Source organism: Marinoscillum sp. HNIBRBA16962, assembly GCF_057801515.1.
Genome location: NZ_CM173603.1, coordinates 3070120 through 3087428 on the forward strand (window position 1 = coordinate 3070120; position 17309 = coordinate 3087428).

Below are 17309 nucleotides of genomic sequence, written 5' to 3' on the forward strand. Positions count from 1 at the left end.
GCCAGATCGGTTGGGGTTTTTCTTTATAAAGTGAAGCAGCAATTCCTAACTGGATATCACAGGGTATTTTGGAACCTCTACTATAGCTCCATTAAGGGTTACCTCACACCGTTTTCAGGTATTTTGCCTTTGATAGTTCGGTAGTAGGCTTTCATCATTTCTATTTCACCCTCCATATCCCCTGTTGTTAGAAAGGGTTCTTTAAACTCCACTACCCTGTTTTCAAAATCAAAGCCTACCATGACGATTGGCACTTTCGCCTTATGCGCTATCCGGTAAAACCCGGTCTTCCAGTCAGGATTGTATGAGCGAGTCCCTTCAGGTGTAACTGTCATAATAAAAGACTCATGCTTGTCAAAGAGCTCTACTACCTGATCAACCATGTTTGTCTTTCTGGATCGGTCTACCGGGTGACCTCCGATCGATCGGAGAAACCATCCAACAATTGGTATATCAAAAAGATTTTTTTTGGCCAGGTAATGACTTTTGATTTCAATTATTGATTTGGCAGCCAACCCCACGAAAAAGTCCCAGTTACTGGTATGAGGAGCGACAATAATCACATATTTCTTGAGATCAGGCTTATTCCCTTTTATTTTCCAGCCGAAAACCTTAAACCAAAAACTGAAGAATGCTTTTTTCATGTGTTTAAAATTGATGAAATCAGCGGTTTGCCACCCAATTTTGATCATACCCGGCCTGCCTTTGCCGAAAGTGGCTACTGCAGGCAGGTTGGTGTTCTCAATATCAGGGTTGAGCATCATGCTCATTTCATGGGTTAATCTGGTTTATCCCGGACGCCATCAATGGTTCCAGTAATCCCTTATCTATTTCCTGTTTTATATATTGATAACCAAAGTCATAGATTTCATTTACTCGCTTGAAGTCAAAGATCTTGTATTTACTAAGCCCCTCCGGTTCTATAAAAATATCTGCTTTCTTTTTCTTGGTATGTACCAGGCTGGTAGCAGTCAGCATCATGGATCGCTCCATAAGGTCTCGCCAGTTTCCCACAAGATATCCTTTATCAATTGGGTTGCAGTGAAGCGCTACGATCTTGTCACAACGCTTTTTGATAGGGCTTGTTGGTAAGTTATCCAATATTCCACCGTCTACCAGGGTCCTTTTCCCGATCCTGATCGGCTCAAAGATCACCGGAATTGCACAGGAAGCGAGAATGGGTTTAATCAGCTGGCCTTTTTTATAAACCTTTACTTTTCCCTTGGAAATGTCTGTGGTAGTAACAAAAAGGTCTTTTTGTAAGGCCTGAAAGGAGTCTTCGGGGAAATATTTCCTGAGTTCCACAGAGGCTCTTTCTATATTCAGAAGACTTCTCCAGTTAAAAGCCGGTCTTAATGCATTGAAGAAATTCGTTTTTTCTATGATCTTCCTGATATCATCAGGTGAATATCCGGAACAGTAAAACGCCCCTATAAGTGCTCCTGCACTTACCCCTGATACACATTCAAAAGAAATTCCTTCTTCCTCGAGCGCCCGTATGATCCCAAGATGCGCGATTCCCCGGGCGCCGCCTCCTGAAAGAACCAGACCGATTTTCATTTTTTTACTGGAAAACACCCATGTTGGAAAATTTATCGATGCGCTGCTCGATCCGTTTCTCCGTTGTTAGTTTATCGAGGGCTTTAAACTGCTTCATGACTTCCTTCTTCAGTGCTGCTGTAGCTGCTTTCATATCCGTATGGGCACCGCCAAGAGGCTCTTCAATGATCCCGTCAATAAGCTTATTTGAAAGCATATCTTTTGCAGTTAGCTTGAGAGCTTCTGCTGCCTGCTCTTTGTAGTCCCAGCTTCTCCAGAGAATGGATGAACAGGATTCCGGAGAGATCACCGAGTACCATGTATTTTCCATCATGAGCACTTTATCTGCAATGGCTATCCCCAAAGCGCCTCCGGATGCACCTTCTCCAATAATTACACTGATGACCGGTACTTTCAGTGTCATCATCTCTTTCAGGTTTCTGGCTATAGCCTCTCCCTGTCCCCTTTCTTCAGCCTCTATTCCGGGGTAAGCTCCGGGAGTGTCTACCAGGGTAAGTATGGGCTTGTTAAACTTTTCTGCAAGCTTCATGAGACGCAAAGCCTTTCGGTACCCGTCGGGATTGGCCATCCCAAAGTTTCGCTCTTGCCTCTGCTTGGTGTTTCTTCCTTTTTGCTGACCTATCACCATGACGGTCTGACCATCAATCTCTGCAAAACCGCCTACCATGGCTTTATCATCTTTAACAGCACGGTCGCCATGCAACTCTATGAACTCGTCAGACAGCTCATAAATATAATCCAGGGTGTATGGTCTCTCCGGGTGCCTGGATAGCTGAACACGCTGCCACCTGGTCAGGTTATTAAAAGTATCTTTTTTGAGTTTTATGATTTTAGTTTCCAGTTTTGATATAGCGTCGGATACGTCTACATCACTTTGCTTAGCCAGCTGTTTCATATCTGCCAGCTTATTTTCTAATTCTACTATCGGTTGTTCGAATTCTAAATGCATGCCTCAAATTTTAGATGACAAAGGTATTAAGAAATCACCTTTTCACGTTTTTGAATTTTTATTAAATCTCCCACAAATAATTGAATTCAAGTGTTGGATTTAAAAGGGGAAGCGTATAGTTTTGCAACGCAATTGAGCAAACGGTGTGGTAGTTCAGCTGGTTAGAATGCCTGCCTGTCACGCAGGAGGTCGCGGGTTCGAATCCCGTCCATACCGCGAAAAATTAGCCTCTTGAGGAATCAAGAGGCTTTTTGTTTTTGTACTGTACCGATATTCTGTATTCGGAAACTCTCAACCATTTTTTAAGTCTACAGGATTGAGTTGGCCTCCTACTCCTCAAAAACAATCTCATCAGTCTTTGCACCCAATTTCTTTAAGTCTTTAATTACACCTTTCACCATCGGGTCCGGCCCACAAACATAAAAGTGTACTCCGAAGTTGCTTATGTATTCTTTCAGGAAACCGGGATCTATTCGTCTGCTGTGGTGGCCCGCTGCTTTCTCCTGAGTGAGGGTAGAAATAAACCGGTCTCCCAACCAATCTCTCCACTGACTTTCCAGGATTACATCTTTAGCAGTCTTGTTAGAGAAGAGTAGGTAGTTATTATCCAGCTTACCTTCGTTGGCCAGTTTTTTAAAAATGGCTATAAAAGGGGTTACTCCTGCCCCACCTGCAATGAACCAGCCAGGCCCCTTGTAGGTGATAGCACCCCAGGCATCTCCGATGATGAGCTCATCTCCTGCTTTCAGCCCATCAAAGGCTTTGGTAACTCCACCATGATCAAAATAAGATTTGATGGTAAATTCCAGGTGAACATCTTCGGGGAGGTTTATAAATGTAAAGGGTCTCGGCTCGTCCTTCCATTTATCCTGATTGATACGAACTTCCGTAGCCTGTCCGGGTTCAAAAGAATAATTTACGGGCTTTTCAACGACATACCTTTTTACGTCATGAGTAAGTCTTTCTACCTTAAAAATCTTTACAGTGTGTGATTCTTCAGACATGTTTTGGGGTTCCTTTTTTGGTTATAACACGACTGAAGGAATATAGTTACAGAGCAGCTGGTATTTAACCTGCTAACACCTTGTGCTTAAAGTGCTTGTCTCCAAAAGCCTTGATTGCGTAAGCGAAGAAAATACCCGATAAAATATCGATGCTGTAATGTCCTCTCGCCAGGAATAACGATACCACTATGACAAGGAAAGACACAAGTAAAAACCAACGATACGTTCTGTTTGCCATGAGGAAGTACAAATATCCTACGCCCGTATGGCCGGAAGGATATACCCCCAGCTCATAATTGGAAAACCCTTCAAAAACACTATCTGTGCCATCAAACATGGGTGGATTCCCAAACGGTGTGAGGATGATAAAAATCGCTCTGGTGGTCTGGAATAAACCGATCAGGATCAGGTAGTATGGTACTTCCCGGTACTTATTCTGGTGGACAATGTAAATGGTAAAAATGCCAAACCCAACAACGGAAAAGAAGTCATACAGGTAGTCTACGTCCAGGTACGGAATATTGTCCAGTATCAGATCAGAAAGAACCGGCAAAGTTTTTCCTTCATTGATGTATTGATGTAAATACCATTGGGACAGCATGTTTAGGTAGATGCCCCCTACCAGTATTACCACAGCAACATAGAAACCTCTGCTTTTAACTAATAATTTTAGCCCCTGCAGAGCCTCATTTATTTTACTTTGAGCTTCTGCTGACCTTTGTTTTGATTCTCTTTCCACCGTTTTAATCACAGCTGTTTTTGATACGCTTGTTAAAAAATAAATAGCAGCTTGAAAAATGACGCTACAAGTGTGAGCAAATCTAAGCAGCTTGAAATAAAAACCGAGGTAAGAGCGCTAATTCTCTGGTAAATCTCTGGTAGGTTTACTTAAACTCCAGTCCGATCAGTAGCGGAATAATCTCTTGATCATACAGCCTGGCGTAGAAATTAGTACGGTCATTGTCCCATATTACTTCCCTGGAAAATGTGTGATTTTCACTAAACAGGACGTCATAGATGGTTTCCGAGTTTCTCACTAATTCTTCAAAGTCGATCTTATCTATGTTTTTCAGAGATATAAACACATAAATACTTGAAAAAAGGTCTTCTTCTATCGTGTAATAATTTCCTTCCCCCGGAATCTCAAAACCCATATACGAGTATTCAAACAGTGAACTTCGCCACGAATCCATGGGGTAGATCCTGACAATTTCATCTCCGTTTTTATAATACATTTTGATGTAAAAGGGTTTGCTGACGTTCCCCTTAAGGTTGAACTGAAGGTCTTCTGCCCCCACAGAAAACTCATAGAAACCTCGTGGATTAAAGCGGTTAAAAGAAAGTGCTTTTCCAGTAATGGCGTCTTGAAAAGAGAGTTCTCCTTTTATTATGGATAAGGTTTCTCCCCTGGCACCTTCATTATAGCCTACGGAATAGGCATATCTGACAAAGTCCATATCATCATAACGTACCCACATAAGCCCATCATTGCCCCATCTCTTGCTCCAGGAGTTTAAGATCTGAAATGATCCTCCGTACAGCTCATCATCATAACCAACCACAACTACAGAGTGAAGGGGAAAATCCTCATTCATCTTTTCTTTAGGCGACCAAAAATCTTTGGCACTCACAAAGGAAGGTGGACAATGAAATGCCATGATGACGGGACGGTCCAGGGCTATCTTGGTTTTTATTCGATAGGTTTTTTCATCGTTTGAAGCATCCCGGTTAAAGACTTTTTCATAGCGGTATTTATCCTGGTCATTAGCCAGTTCTATGACAAGCGAATCCAATCCGGAAGGGCATAGATCCACATAATTCTGGAGCTTCGGTATCCCAGTATCTCTGAGCTTATCGATGGACCTGCTCAATGACATGGATTCCTTACATGGGTTCAACTCATCTGACCAAAGCATATTTATGAAATAAGGAGACCTGAGCTCGGATATTGTATTTTCTTTGTTGAAATCACCGGAATATACTGCGTCTACTATGGTAGTTGCAGTAGCTACAGACCACCCAATATCGTGGGGAAATTTAAGTTGATTCCCTACCTTTGGTACGAACTGGTTCATGGAGTATACCTGGGGCAGAGAGATGGTATACTGTGTAATATCAAACTGCTCGTGAAAATCATACGTAGCATCATCCAGAGCCGTACCTGTGACGTACTCTGTCTGAGCTTGCGTGGTGAAAACTAACCCTAAGAAAAGAAAGTAAAATAATTTACTGCGCAACAAAGATAAAATCACTTCCAGGTTCATTCGCACCAAACTCTCCACTTCTTGGCTGTGGATTTAAAGCCTCAAAATAGGTCAGCAACTCAGTGTAAGTCAGGATCTTGTCACCGCCACCGTAGTTTCTTAAAGCCTCAAGCATCTTTCGCGCAAAAGGCGAATGAGCTCCGGGTCGCCCGTCAGGCACATATGTTTTACCTCCGGAGGTTAAATATTTCCGGGTTTGGTACTTCAGCTTTCGTTCGATGAATTCAGTTTTAGTAAGCTCATAATACTGTGCATCTGCTCCCCTGCTCCCTGCACGGGCCAGCACCTGGTCAAATGTACCACCAAAGCAAGCGTCTATGACCACAAGAATGTGGTCGCATGGGATGTTATTTATATAATCCCTGTAAGCTGAGTGAGAAATGTAAGAATCACTGACAACATCGCTTATTTTCGAATCTACGGCTGCCAGATAACCCATACGAGTAATCTCATCAAACTTACCATGCCCGGCAAAGAAGATCAGCAACTGGTCTTTTTCCTGGTAGCTCTTTCCGGCATACTCCCGGATCTTGGTAAGCACTTCTACTTTTTTAGGGTTGAGTACCAGCTCCGTTTCAAACCCATAATAAGAGCTTAACTCATCTTCTACTGCCTTAGCATCAAATACCGGGTTGCTAAGGTCTCCCCACTCATCATAATCATTCACTGCAAAGATCAATGCGTAATCTGTGCGGTCTGTGATCATCACATTGTAAGATACTGTACGACTTGATTCGGCAACACCCCCGGCTTCATTTTCCACGGTGACAACTATGTGGTTATTACCTTGTTCCAGCATGATCTGCTGGTCGATGACGGATCTTTTTGCCGTTTGTCCGCTTAAGCTGATGCCTCGAGACAGCTGAACCGGACTACCATTTAAGGTGAACTGTACATCTGTTATGGGACTTTCGGATTTAACCCCAAGCTGAACGGTAAGGGATTTATTCACACTCACCAGATTTTCATCTGCAGGGTTGATCCATTGCAATTCCGGTGCATTTGCTTCCAGCTTTAGATAAACCGGATCCGTTTTCGCACTAAACTTTTGCGCCAAAAGCGGGGCGCTCATTAGAACTGTAAGAATTAAAATGCTTAATCTTTTCATCTTCTTAGGGTAGTTTAAACCACATTATGGTTCTATTTTACAATAAATTTAGTCATTACTGTCTGATTATCAAAGCCTTCTATTTTCAAGAAGTATAAGCCATCGGAAAGATCGCTACCCGCATTTTCTATTTTTAAACGGTTGATCCCTTTCGAAACAACCATATTATCGATCAAACTGGTCTTACCATCTATGGATAAAAGCTCATAGCTGACCACTCCATATTCAGGTGAATAGAATTCTACATTGAGGTCGTCCTGCACCGGGTTTGGATATACATTTTGGAAAGCAATGAAATCAAGATCCATCCTGGCATAAATATCCGCTTTATTGCCAAAGTAAATGGTGTGCTCGGCTCCCGGAACATTGAGCAGATCCACGGACGACTGTTTGCTTAGATCGGTGATCCGCTTGCTCGTTCCATCAACAAGGATCAGAGTGTTGTATGAACTTGCCAGATCATCCCACAAGAGCTTAATGGAGTTGCTTGACAGGTTATTTGGAATGGTAAAGGTCCATTTTTTGAAATCACCCGGAGCTTTAAAGTTTCTGGCTACTCCTTCTATGTCCATATGGATATAGGTATCAAACACCGGAAGATGAGTAAGGTCCAAACGGTCTAGCTCATCTTTCGCCTCAGCTTTCACCCCAATTCCCGCAATCCTGTAGGTCATGTCTGAGGATTCTAAATAGAAATCTGTTGTCCATTCCACCTTATCAAGATTTACTGTTTGTCTGGCATTGTTATCGCTTCTTCCTCCGGAAGAGGTTATCATCGCTGAGGTAGGTATTTCGAAATCTGAAATTCCACCGGATGGGTTTACAAAAATGAATGCTCCTTCATAAGCATCCATGTTACTGCTGTTGTTGAAACCTCCATGGAAAACTTTTAGTCCATTACCATCATCATTTATATCTCCTGAGACAATTATACCCTTCTCTGTATTGTGGCGAATTACTTCATTCCAATCCAACCCCCGTAAGAATGGATTTCCAATTAAATTCCAGCCATTCTGCAAACTCATTACAAAAGCATCATTTATCAGGTTAACCGTTTGACCTCCCAGAGGGATATCAGTGTGATTTTTTGAAATAAAGAAATAACCCACTCCAGGGTCCAGCGAATTAAATCCATTATAGTAAGTGTATCCATTACCTCCCCACTTTGCAAGCCTCCATTCACTATCCTTCTGTTGAGGAAGGACGCCTGTAAACTGACTTATATCCGGATCTTCAAAAGGAAATGAAATGATACTATAGTTTGAAATGGAGACTCCCGGGCTATTGTATTCAATAATATTGGTGTTGTCTTCGGGAGCCGATACCACATAAGTAGTCATTGTGTCCGAGATAGCTATAGCTGGGCTATCTGCAAAGGTATATTCACCTTCAAAATAGTATTGCAAGCCAATGTTGTTAACATTACCATCATTAAAATGGTATACATAAGTTCCAAATTCATTCATAGCGGCTGTACCTATTGGGCCAGACCCAAAATCCGGATCTTCTATATTTTTGGCATACACATTAACATTATCAAAAGAACCATCAGCAACCTCTGTAGTTGCCTCAAAACCGCCATCACCTTTTGTATATGTAGAGGGGGCCTGAACACTTCCAAAATTGGAGCTCCCTACTCCCCCCGAGCCATCAGCTAATCGGGCATAAACGGTCCATAACCTTTCTGTCTCTCCATCACCCGATAGCACAGTGTACTCTACTGGATTATTGAAATTTTGTGGCCCTGTGGGGGAATATGTTGCATCACCGGATACAATGATCATAGGTTCCAGAGAACTCAGATCTGTTGTGTTAGGTAGCAAGATCTCCACTACAAGTTCGGAAGGGGTAGGAACTCCTGCATAAGTTGTTTCACCTACCGTAATTTCAAAAATTTCAATATTTGCTTCCTTTCCCGGAGCTTCACTAATAGAAACCGTCCACTCCTGAGAATCTCCGCTTTCTGCAGTCACTGTATAGGTCACGTCATTGGTAAAATCTAAAGGTATCCCGGATTCCGGCGAAACGGTAGCCTGATCAGAAAGTGTTATCGCAGGAGTCAGATTGGGGTACCCCATATTATATGGTACCTCACCGCTTATGGTGGAAGTTACGTTATCAATAGAGATCGATTCATTTAAGATCCCAAAAGTAAAATCCAGGATTTCTGTTTCTGTGTTAGGGCCCATTGTCACTGTAACAGTCCATGTATTGGTGGTAGATCCATCTTCCGAGACGATAGTAACACTCACCGGAGAACTGAAATCTGTAGGTACGGTAGATGGCGAAGTAATGATAGCCCCCACCGATTCCTCTATAGAAGCATTGGTCAGATTGGTCAGGTCAGAACCATAAGCTGCTTCTGCTACTACAGTTAAAGCGTTATTATCAATAGTCACTTCCCCATATATCTCATCAAATGTGAAACTGATTATATTAGCATCAGGACTTGCCTGCTTAGTAATTGTGATCGTCCATACTTTGGTGGTACCGTCTTCAGCTGTTACTGTTACATTTACCGGGTTGGTAAAATCTACTGTGGATACACCATCATAGTTCGAAGTAGCATAATTGGATAATGTATAGCCTGGTACTACGGCTGTAAGGTCCTGTGAAGTAGATGCAGCAGCTGTAATTGTAGCATCTGCTGAATTGATTACCAATGTACCTGAGATCATACCTGAAATACCAAAGTCAATAATCTCAGCCTCAGCGCTTTGCTGCCTGGTTACATTGACGGTCCAGTCTTTGGTGGTGGTGCCATCCTCAGCAGTAACCGTGTAGACTACAGGCACTGAAAAATCCTGAGCCACACCGGATGCAGGAGAAATCGTGGCACCGGCAGATGGATTGATTGTTGGGATCAAACTGGTCAGGTCCGAAGATGGGGCAACCTCAATATCAATGACACCATCTGTGCCATTATCTGTAATGGTGGCAGATGATACTTGTTCTTCGAAAGTAAAGTCTATAATATTAGCCTGATCGCTCACATCTGTTCCAATAGCCACAGTCCATACCTGGCTAATACCAGAAGATGAAGTAACAGTATACTTCAGAGGCACACCTCCGGTTCCGGTTGTTCCAGTGAAGTTGCGGACCACTCCGGATGCCGGATCAATTACGGCATCCGGGGAAACCGTAATAACCGGTGCTAAAGAGCTTATATCTATGGTGGTGGATACTGTGGCAGTGACTGTATGGTTATCGATGTTAATGTTAGCAGGATCTATCAGGCCATCCACCTCAAAAGTGAGAATATCATTTTCATCACTCAGTGTCCTGGTTACATTCAGCGTAAAAGAAGAAGTCACCTTATTATTCTCAGCAACCACATCAAGAGTGGATGTAGCTGACAGGTCTATGGTTGTTATACCTGATTCTACTTCCAGCCCATTGATATTCACTGAGGCAAGTGGTGATATCTCAAAGGTTGGAATGAGACTTGTCAGGTCGGTTCCCACCACAGTATTAACATCAATGGTGTTAGTTACAAAATCAATGGAAGCAGGCCCACTTTGCTCAGGTAGAGAAAACGATACCAGATCGGCCTGATCAGAAAAGTGGTTGGTAATAAGAATATCTATACCTCCATTTGAAACAGTAAGATCTCCACCGGCATCTTCCTGATAACCAACTGTATAAATTCTGGAATCCGATGCAACAGCCACATCGTTACTTCCATCTGGACCCGGTCCACCGTAAGAATAGCTATATACTATGTTTCCATCAAAATCCGTTTTTATCAGGAATTGTTGGTTCGAGTCTGAGTTTTCTCCTGCAAAATCCTGATCCCCTGAATTCGTGTAGCCGGTCAGTACATAACCATCACTGGTGACACTAAGGTTATCTCCAAGATCTCTTCCTGAGCCACCGTAATTTTTCACCCAGAACACTAAACCATCTGTTCCACTTAATTTGGCCATGAAAGCATCTCCATCTCCATAATTGGTGGTAATATTCCCCTCAGCAGAAGTCCCAAATGAATAACTATATCCGGACACTATTATATTTCCATCGTCATCCTCTATCACTCCATCTACTTCATCGTAGTCTGACCCACCAATATGTGTTTGCCACATAATTGATCCATCTGAAGCATTTAACTTAACTACCCATCCGTCAGATTCTCCATAAGTATTTGCGCTATTGATATCCCCGTCTACTGAAAAAGTCTGGGCGGCCACCACAATGTTCCCATCAGAGGTTTTAGTCATATTCCATACTTCTTCCCTGCTGGTTCCTCCGTATCGATAGCTGCTAAGGATCAAACTTCCATCAGCAGAAAGTCGGACGAAAAATATATCACGTTCTCCCAGGCTTCCTGTAAAGTCTCCATCGTCTGATGCCGTAGTACCTACGATCGCAATTGTCCCATCATCTAATTCAGCAACGCCCCTGCCAGTGTCATAAAACGTTCCTCCGATGGTCCTGCTCCATGCTTTTGTCCCGTCTGCGTATAGTCTTATCACTGCAATATCCCGACCTCCGTTACTTATAAAGTCGCCATCTGTGGAGGACGTATAGCCTGTGACAAGGTAACCCCCATCTGCTGTGGGGGCCACGTCCCACCCGTAATCCGTATCAGATCCACCGTAACCTTTACTGAAAAGGACCTCATTGGTTTCCGTGTCAACCTTTATGACTTTCAGGTCCGCGCCTCCATAGGAAGTGGACAGGCCATCCCCCACTCCATATCCGGTTAAGACAATGGAATTATCTAATGTATCCAGAACCATCGAATTGGCTAATTCAGCCTGCGAACTTCCGATATTCCAAAAGGCAAGGTTTCGATCCAAATTGTAAATAAAGCCCGAGGAGGAGGCATTGATAAGCTCTAGCACATCATTTTTAAAAAGGCCCCAATCAAATATTTGAATATCATCCAGATACCCTTCAAAGAAAGTAGTGCCACCATCTCCTGCGATATACATTGGCTGGTCAGAAGCAACAGATCCCAGTCCTGCTACACTACCAAAGACCGGTTCATCATTGACGATCATGATTACTTCATCAAAAGACTTGATAGCTACTACCTGATACCACTTGTTATCATTTACCGGCTGTGTGGAAGATACAGATACCACATTGCCCAGGTTATCCTGCACGCTAAAATTTAAAAAGCCACTTCCTTCCACATCAAATACAAATCCGGCACCACCGATATTTTTATTTAGCACAGGTCCGGAAAATCCCGTGTTTATCCAGAAAGCGATTGAAAATTCATTTTCAAAATCAAGCTGAGCGGCGTCAGCTACTTCAATGTAATCACTCACACCTCCGAAATACATCGCTTTTCTTGCAGTACCAAAACGATCCTCAGCTTCAGTGATCGGTGAGCCATTGATGATCCCGTGGTTATCATACAGGTATGAAGAATCATTGGCATTTTCATCCAGCGGGTAATAGGCGACAAGCGAATTTCTGGATTTCAAATACAGATAGTTAATGAGTTCAGCGCTCAATCCTCTATCATATATCCTCACATCATCAATTAATCCCTCAAAATATGAATCTCCGGTATTGAATCCTATGCCCAGTCCGCTTCCGGTAAAGAGGGTACTATAACTGGCTGTAACCGCTACAGCACCGTTTTCATAAATGGTGACCTGGTCATCAGAATAGGAAACTGTTACCATGGTCCAGGTATTTTGAGGCAGGCTGTTTGGTGAGGAAACAACACCTTTTACACTTAAATTTCCATTGCTAACTCCGAGAAGAGGGTTGTCATCGCCAAATTCCAGGATAGTCTTATTACCTGTAACATCTGTATTTTGAAAATTTACCCAGGCTGAAATAGTAAAATCACCTGATGGTGGCGCATTCAGAGGAGTGGTTATTTGCCCATCCACACCATCAAAGCTGTAAGCCTGCTCTGCATTCCCATTTCTATCAATAGAGAGGGTAGCCCCTCCCACTACGGTTCCATCAGCTCCATTTCCTGATTCGTCGTTGGCATTTCCATTGAATGGATAATAGGCATAAAGATCATCATCTACCCCTATTGGATCATAAACTGCACTGATCGGGCTAAATGTATAGAGTTGATCCTGTATGGTGACCACAGAACTTTCGTCCAGTCTAAACTCAAATGATCCACCTGAACGATTTGCATCAACAGAAAGGTCCCCTACCAGTATGAAATATTTTGGAGTAGAATTTAAAGCAATATTTAACCCTTCGGCATACAATAGGCTTTCCTCGTTAGGAAATGAATATATCTCAGTATCTAATCCGTCAAAGGTGGCGTCATCAGATTGATAGAGTCTTAGGTTTTCAGCAACATCCGGATTTATATGATCGATTGACAGATCTATTAAGCCTTCTGATGGGGAATCGGGTGCCGTAATCTCCAGTACTAAAAAGGGATAATCCGTGGCCCCAGCTGACACTTTATTGTCTTCACCGGTAAGTGTGGTTACGGTGGTTCCGGGCCAGTTATTTAACGAATATAATGACTGTACTTCCGTCGAGGTAATCACACGATTAAACAGGGTAAAATCATCGATAGCCCCATCAAAATATTCTCCTGTATTTCCCTGAGATCCAATGAACAATTCAGCAAATTGCAATCCGGTGGCACTGGTAGTTGATCCTGCAAGTTGCCCATCTTTATAAATAGTGTATGTGCCTGTTCCATCAAATGTGGCAACTAAATGAGTCCACTTACCCTCTTCAATGAAAACACCCGTGGACGGCCAGTTGTCGGTGAATCGAAGTTCACCTGAAGCAGCAGGTCCCAGATAAGCCCTGGATGCTAATGTTCCATCATACCATGATACAATGTGCTGATAAGGATTTCCTGTGACGTTAGACCAGTTAACCCATACTGAAATAGAGAAAGCTGCGTTATCAATAAAGGTTTGGTCGGTTTTGATCGAGTCTCCGTCTCCGTCGAAATAAGTAGCGGCAAAATCACCAAACCGATCCTGACCGATCGCTACATCACCACTATATTCTGCCGTGTAAAAGAATGGGCCTTCATCTACAGGAGGCACTTCATTCATACCAAACACGGCTTCCAGACCATCATAAGTAATACCCTGAACAGGACCAGACAGCTGGCTCGCGTAACCCAGATCATCAATACTCTGCACCCTGTAAGTATAAACCTGACCGTTAGTAACCGGTGTGTCGTAGAAAAAGTCCAGGTCCACATCTGACTGGATCAGGCCTATATCTTCTCTGTAAAGGTCATAGGTGACTCCAGCCCTGTTTATCAGGTCATAGGTTACCAGTATTTCCTGACTGTTGGAACCTATAGCACTGAGACCTGTCGGGGCGTGGAAGTTTTGATAGTATTCCCACACCTGATCAGAGGTTAGGCTATAGGAATCTATATTTATTTCATCTATTGTCCCGTCAACCGGATAAGCATTAGGGTCGGGATTTCCAAAAGACAGTGATGCCGTATAGCTTGCATTTATGCCACTGGTCACCCATACGCTGACACCATTCAGGTAAACCGATATCCCACCAGAGCCGTCAAATATGAACGAGTAATGATTCCAATCAAGAAGTTCATCAGGTCCGGGGCCCAGAAAGGAATAGTTGGAACCATCGTAAAATAACATGTCACCATTATAGAGGAAAGCATAAGTTTCGCCAAAGTCGAAAAGGTGTGTGTTTCGGTTTAAATTATTCTTAAGCCAAAAAGAGATTGAGAATTGCTGATTTGGACCGGGAAGGAACTGGGTCTTAAGCGTATCTCCATCTTCCCCATCAAATTCAAGAGCCACTCCACTGGTCCCAAAACGATCCGTACCAAAGACCACATTTCCGGTAAATGTTGCATCCAGGCCATTTCCCGAATCATCAAGCAAATCGCCATCCAGTGTATAGGAAGCAGAATAATCGGTAACTGGTATAAAAAAATCTGCCAGATAGGCATCTTTTCCTTCTCCACTACCTCCTGGCCCATCATTTAGTACGAAAGCCAGCTGACCCGTAGCATAATTACCAGAATTATAAAATTCCCGGGGTATGAATGTAATCTCCCAGATATCCCCGCTGGTATTGGCCATGAGCTTGGTGGGATCACCATCCCTCCATGTACCGATAAAATCCAGCCAGCCTTCTCCATCTGTATTGATCGTTCCGGATTCAAAATATACTTCAGTCGCTCCAACCAAATCATCTACCGGATACGATCTGTCTGCATAATAAGTAATGGTAATTTCATCATCCATTGTGAAACCTGTAGGGCTCACTTCAACGATAGGTGTATCTAATACTTTGTGGACTACAGTAGAAGTGACAGTATCACTGGTAAAAGTATTTGATGCCCTGAGCATGTAGCTTACTTCATTACCAGTTCCCAGGGGAATGATTGCAGAACGAGTGGTAGTAATGGTATCTGTGACTAAAGAAAGTTCACCACCATTTACGCTTTCCCAGATTTCATATTGGGTGGCATTAGCATCCGGAGTCCATGTCAACAGCACCTCATCCGGGGCACTTTGAACTGCACGAAAATCCGATGGAGCAGAAACCGGATCCGAAATATCCGAAAGCGCCAGGGAGTAAACATCCGGGGCCATCAGTATGTTCAAATGCGTATCTGAAACATCCATATCTTCAGCATATCTGATCTCAGGGATGGTACCATTTATTGATTTCCAGGTGGCTCCTTCGTTTACAGTAGTATAAACACCATAAGATGAGGTAAGCGCGATGAGGATACCATTATAATAGGCAAGTGATGCTACCTCTATCTGCAAATTATCATCAAGGTATGTCCATGAAGCTCCATTATCTGTAGACTTATACAGACCATCATATCCCATCAAATAAATATTTCCTGCACCATCACCTGTTATAGCTGACCGGTAATAATTAAAGCTGGAAGGGCTTGGGGATACATCAGTCCAGCTAGCACCATCATCTGTAGATCTTAATACTAATGGGGCTGACGGAGAGTTATCACCTCCATTGGGACGAATAATAAATATACTACTGTTAGTTGAAGAATAATAGAATCCCTTATTCCAAAAATCGTTATGAGTTTGTGTATCAACAGACTGAAAATCCACACCATCTGTTGATTTTATGATCGAATGCTGGCCGGCGGTACCCGTGTAGATATACCCAAAAGTTGCAGTAGGAGTAAATCCAAAAAAATTGATGCTGTATGCATAAGGCAAATAAGTAAAACTCGGAAGATTGGTTAAGCTGAACCAGCTTGCACCCAAATCTGTAGAATAGACACCTCCATGATAAAGGTATCCTGTGGTAGGGTTGTAACCAACCTCAACACCATTCCAGTTACTAAAAAGCGAGATCCAGGTGGTTCCCAAATCGGAAGTAGTTAGCAAACTATTATTGTCACTACTTACAAAGACCTGGTTTGTGGATGGAATGGATGCTATAGCTCGAGGGTTATAACTTCTGATCCCGGTATAATCAGTACTCCATGAACTTCCATCATCAGAAGATGAATATATACTATTACCTGATTCAAGAGCTGCATAGATCTTTCCACTGGCAATTTCAAAATCAATTACGTTACCTAATTGGGTATTTCCTAATTGTAAAGTGGTTCTCAAACCGGAACTGATTGGGTAAGCGCTGATAGCACCATCATAGGACCCGGATAAAATCCGATTATTTGATGCGTCATAATACAGGGCAAACGATTCCTGATCATTATTTCTTAACACCCCTGTCTGAGTCGAGATACTGTATGCATACAGGCCATCAAACGAACCCACATAAAGGGTATCTCCTGCGACAGTCATTCCATCAGTTGATCCGTAAGTATAACCTGATATTTGGGAAGATATGTTTAACAGGTTATCCAGTTCCAACTCATAGGAATACAAATAGTTATTTGCTCCGAAGAATATTGTACTATTATCAGGAGTAACCTCAATATCGTTAACAGCCGTATCAAGATCCACTAACTTATCCCATGAAATTCCTTCATCAAAGGATATGAAAAGTCCCAGGCCATTACCACTGAGAAGGAACTGGTCAACCCCATCACCAAACTCTTCCATAGTATTGGGGTAGATATTTTGACCTGTGATTAAAGTTCCGAAATAGTCATAGTAGTCAGGAAATACATTTTGCCAGGTGCTTCCGTAATCGTAAGAATAGTTGATATATCTCCCGGATAATGCATAGAGGATACCAAGTCCTTCACTATAATACAATTCATTTATCCAATCATCCTCAAAATTGAAACCTGCATCACCGGTTATCTTATCCCACTGTCCACTATTGTATTCATACAGACCACGAGTGGTTCCGGCAAATAAACGTTCACCACTTGGGTCCGGTACTTTTACGATCTTATTTACACGCCCACCATCCGGCAAAGACAGATCTGTCCAGTTTTGTGCGTTTGCGAAAAAAGAAACAATTACCAGGGCAATGATTAACCAATACTTTTTCATTTCACTTTTTAAAATACTTTCCATAGC

At 42.6% G+C, this 17309-nt stretch carries 8 protein-coding genes and 1 tRNA gene; 1 reads left to right on the top strand and 8 read right to left on the bottom strand.

Going from position 1 to position 17309, the window contains the following annotated elements; genetic code table 11:
* Positions 1 to 98: 98 nt before the first annotated feature.
* The 3 genes from AC3E9V_RS12870 to AC3E9V_RS12880 are packed head-to-tail and all read right to left on the bottom strand — an operon-like array spanning position 99 to position 2509.
* Positions 99 to 764, bottom strand: a complete 666-nt coding sequence (locus AC3E9V_RS12870) for a 1-acyl-sn-glycerol-3-phosphate acyltransferase (protein WP_488753613.1) — start codon at positions 762 to 764, stop codon at positions 99 to 101.
* A 7-nt stretch (positions 765 to 771) separates the two neighbouring features.
* Complete coding sequence (locus tag AC3E9V_RS12875; protein WP_488753614.1) at positions 772 to 1560, bottom strand: patatin-like phospholipase family protein; 789 nt, start codon at positions 1558 to 1560, stop codon at positions 772 to 774.
* Between the two features lie 4 nt (positions 1561 to 1564).
* On the bottom strand, positions 1565 to 2509 hold the full coding sequence (locus AC3E9V_RS12880) for an acetyl-CoA carboxylase carboxyltransferase subunit alpha (RefSeq protein ID WP_488753615.1): 945 nt from the start codon (positions 2507 to 2509) through the stop codon (positions 1565 to 1567).
* Positions 2510 to 2651: 142 nt separating this feature from the next.
* Between AC3E9V_RS12880 and AC3E9V_RS12885 the strand changes: the two genes are divergently transcribed.
* Positions 2652 to 2725: transfer RNA gene (locus AC3E9V_RS12885), tRNA-Asp, on the top strand.
* A 113-nt stretch (positions 2726 to 2838) separates the two neighbouring features.
* On the opposite strand, the gene AC3E9V_RS12890 is transcribed toward AC3E9V_RS12885, so the two are convergent.
* The 5 genes from AC3E9V_RS12890 to AC3E9V_RS12910 all read right to left on the bottom strand — a co-directional run bounded on the left by AC3E9V_RS12890 (position 2839) and on the right by AC3E9V_RS12910 (position 17306).
* Positions 2839 to 3513, bottom strand: coding sequence for an FAD-binding oxidoreductase (locus AC3E9V_RS12890; RefSeq protein WP_488753616.1), 675 nt, complete (start codon positions 3511 to 3513; stop codon positions 2839 to 2841).
* 64 nt (positions 3514 to 3577) lie between these two features.
* Entirely contained in the window at positions 3578 to 4252 is a 675-nt protein-coding gene (locus AC3E9V_RS12895; protein ID WP_488753617.1) for a hypothetical protein, read from the bottom strand.
* A 145-nt stretch (positions 4253 to 4397) separates the two neighbouring features.
* Positions 4398 to 5750 carry a C1 family peptidase gene (locus AC3E9V_RS12900; protein ID WP_488753618.1) on the bottom strand — a complete coding sequence of 451 codons (1353 nt, stop codon included), beginning with the start codon at positions 5748 to 5750 and terminating at the stop codon, positions 4398 to 4400.
* Positions 5740 to 6885: a caspase family protein gene (locus AC3E9V_RS12905; protein ID WP_488753619.1), complete on the bottom strand. Its 1146-nt coding sequence runs from the start codon at positions 6883 to 6885 to the stop codon at positions 5740 to 5742. The genes AC3E9V_RS12900 and AC3E9V_RS12905 overlap by 11 nt, the downstream gene beginning before the upstream one ends.
* Positions 6886 to 6917: 32 nt before the next feature.
* Positions 6918 to 17306: a LamG-like jellyroll fold domain-containing protein gene (locus tag AC3E9V_RS12910; protein ID WP_488753620.1), complete on the bottom strand. Its 10389-nt coding sequence runs from the start codon at positions 17304 to 17306 to the stop codon at positions 6918 to 6920.
* Between the last annotated feature and the right edge of the window lie 3 nt (positions 17307 to 17309).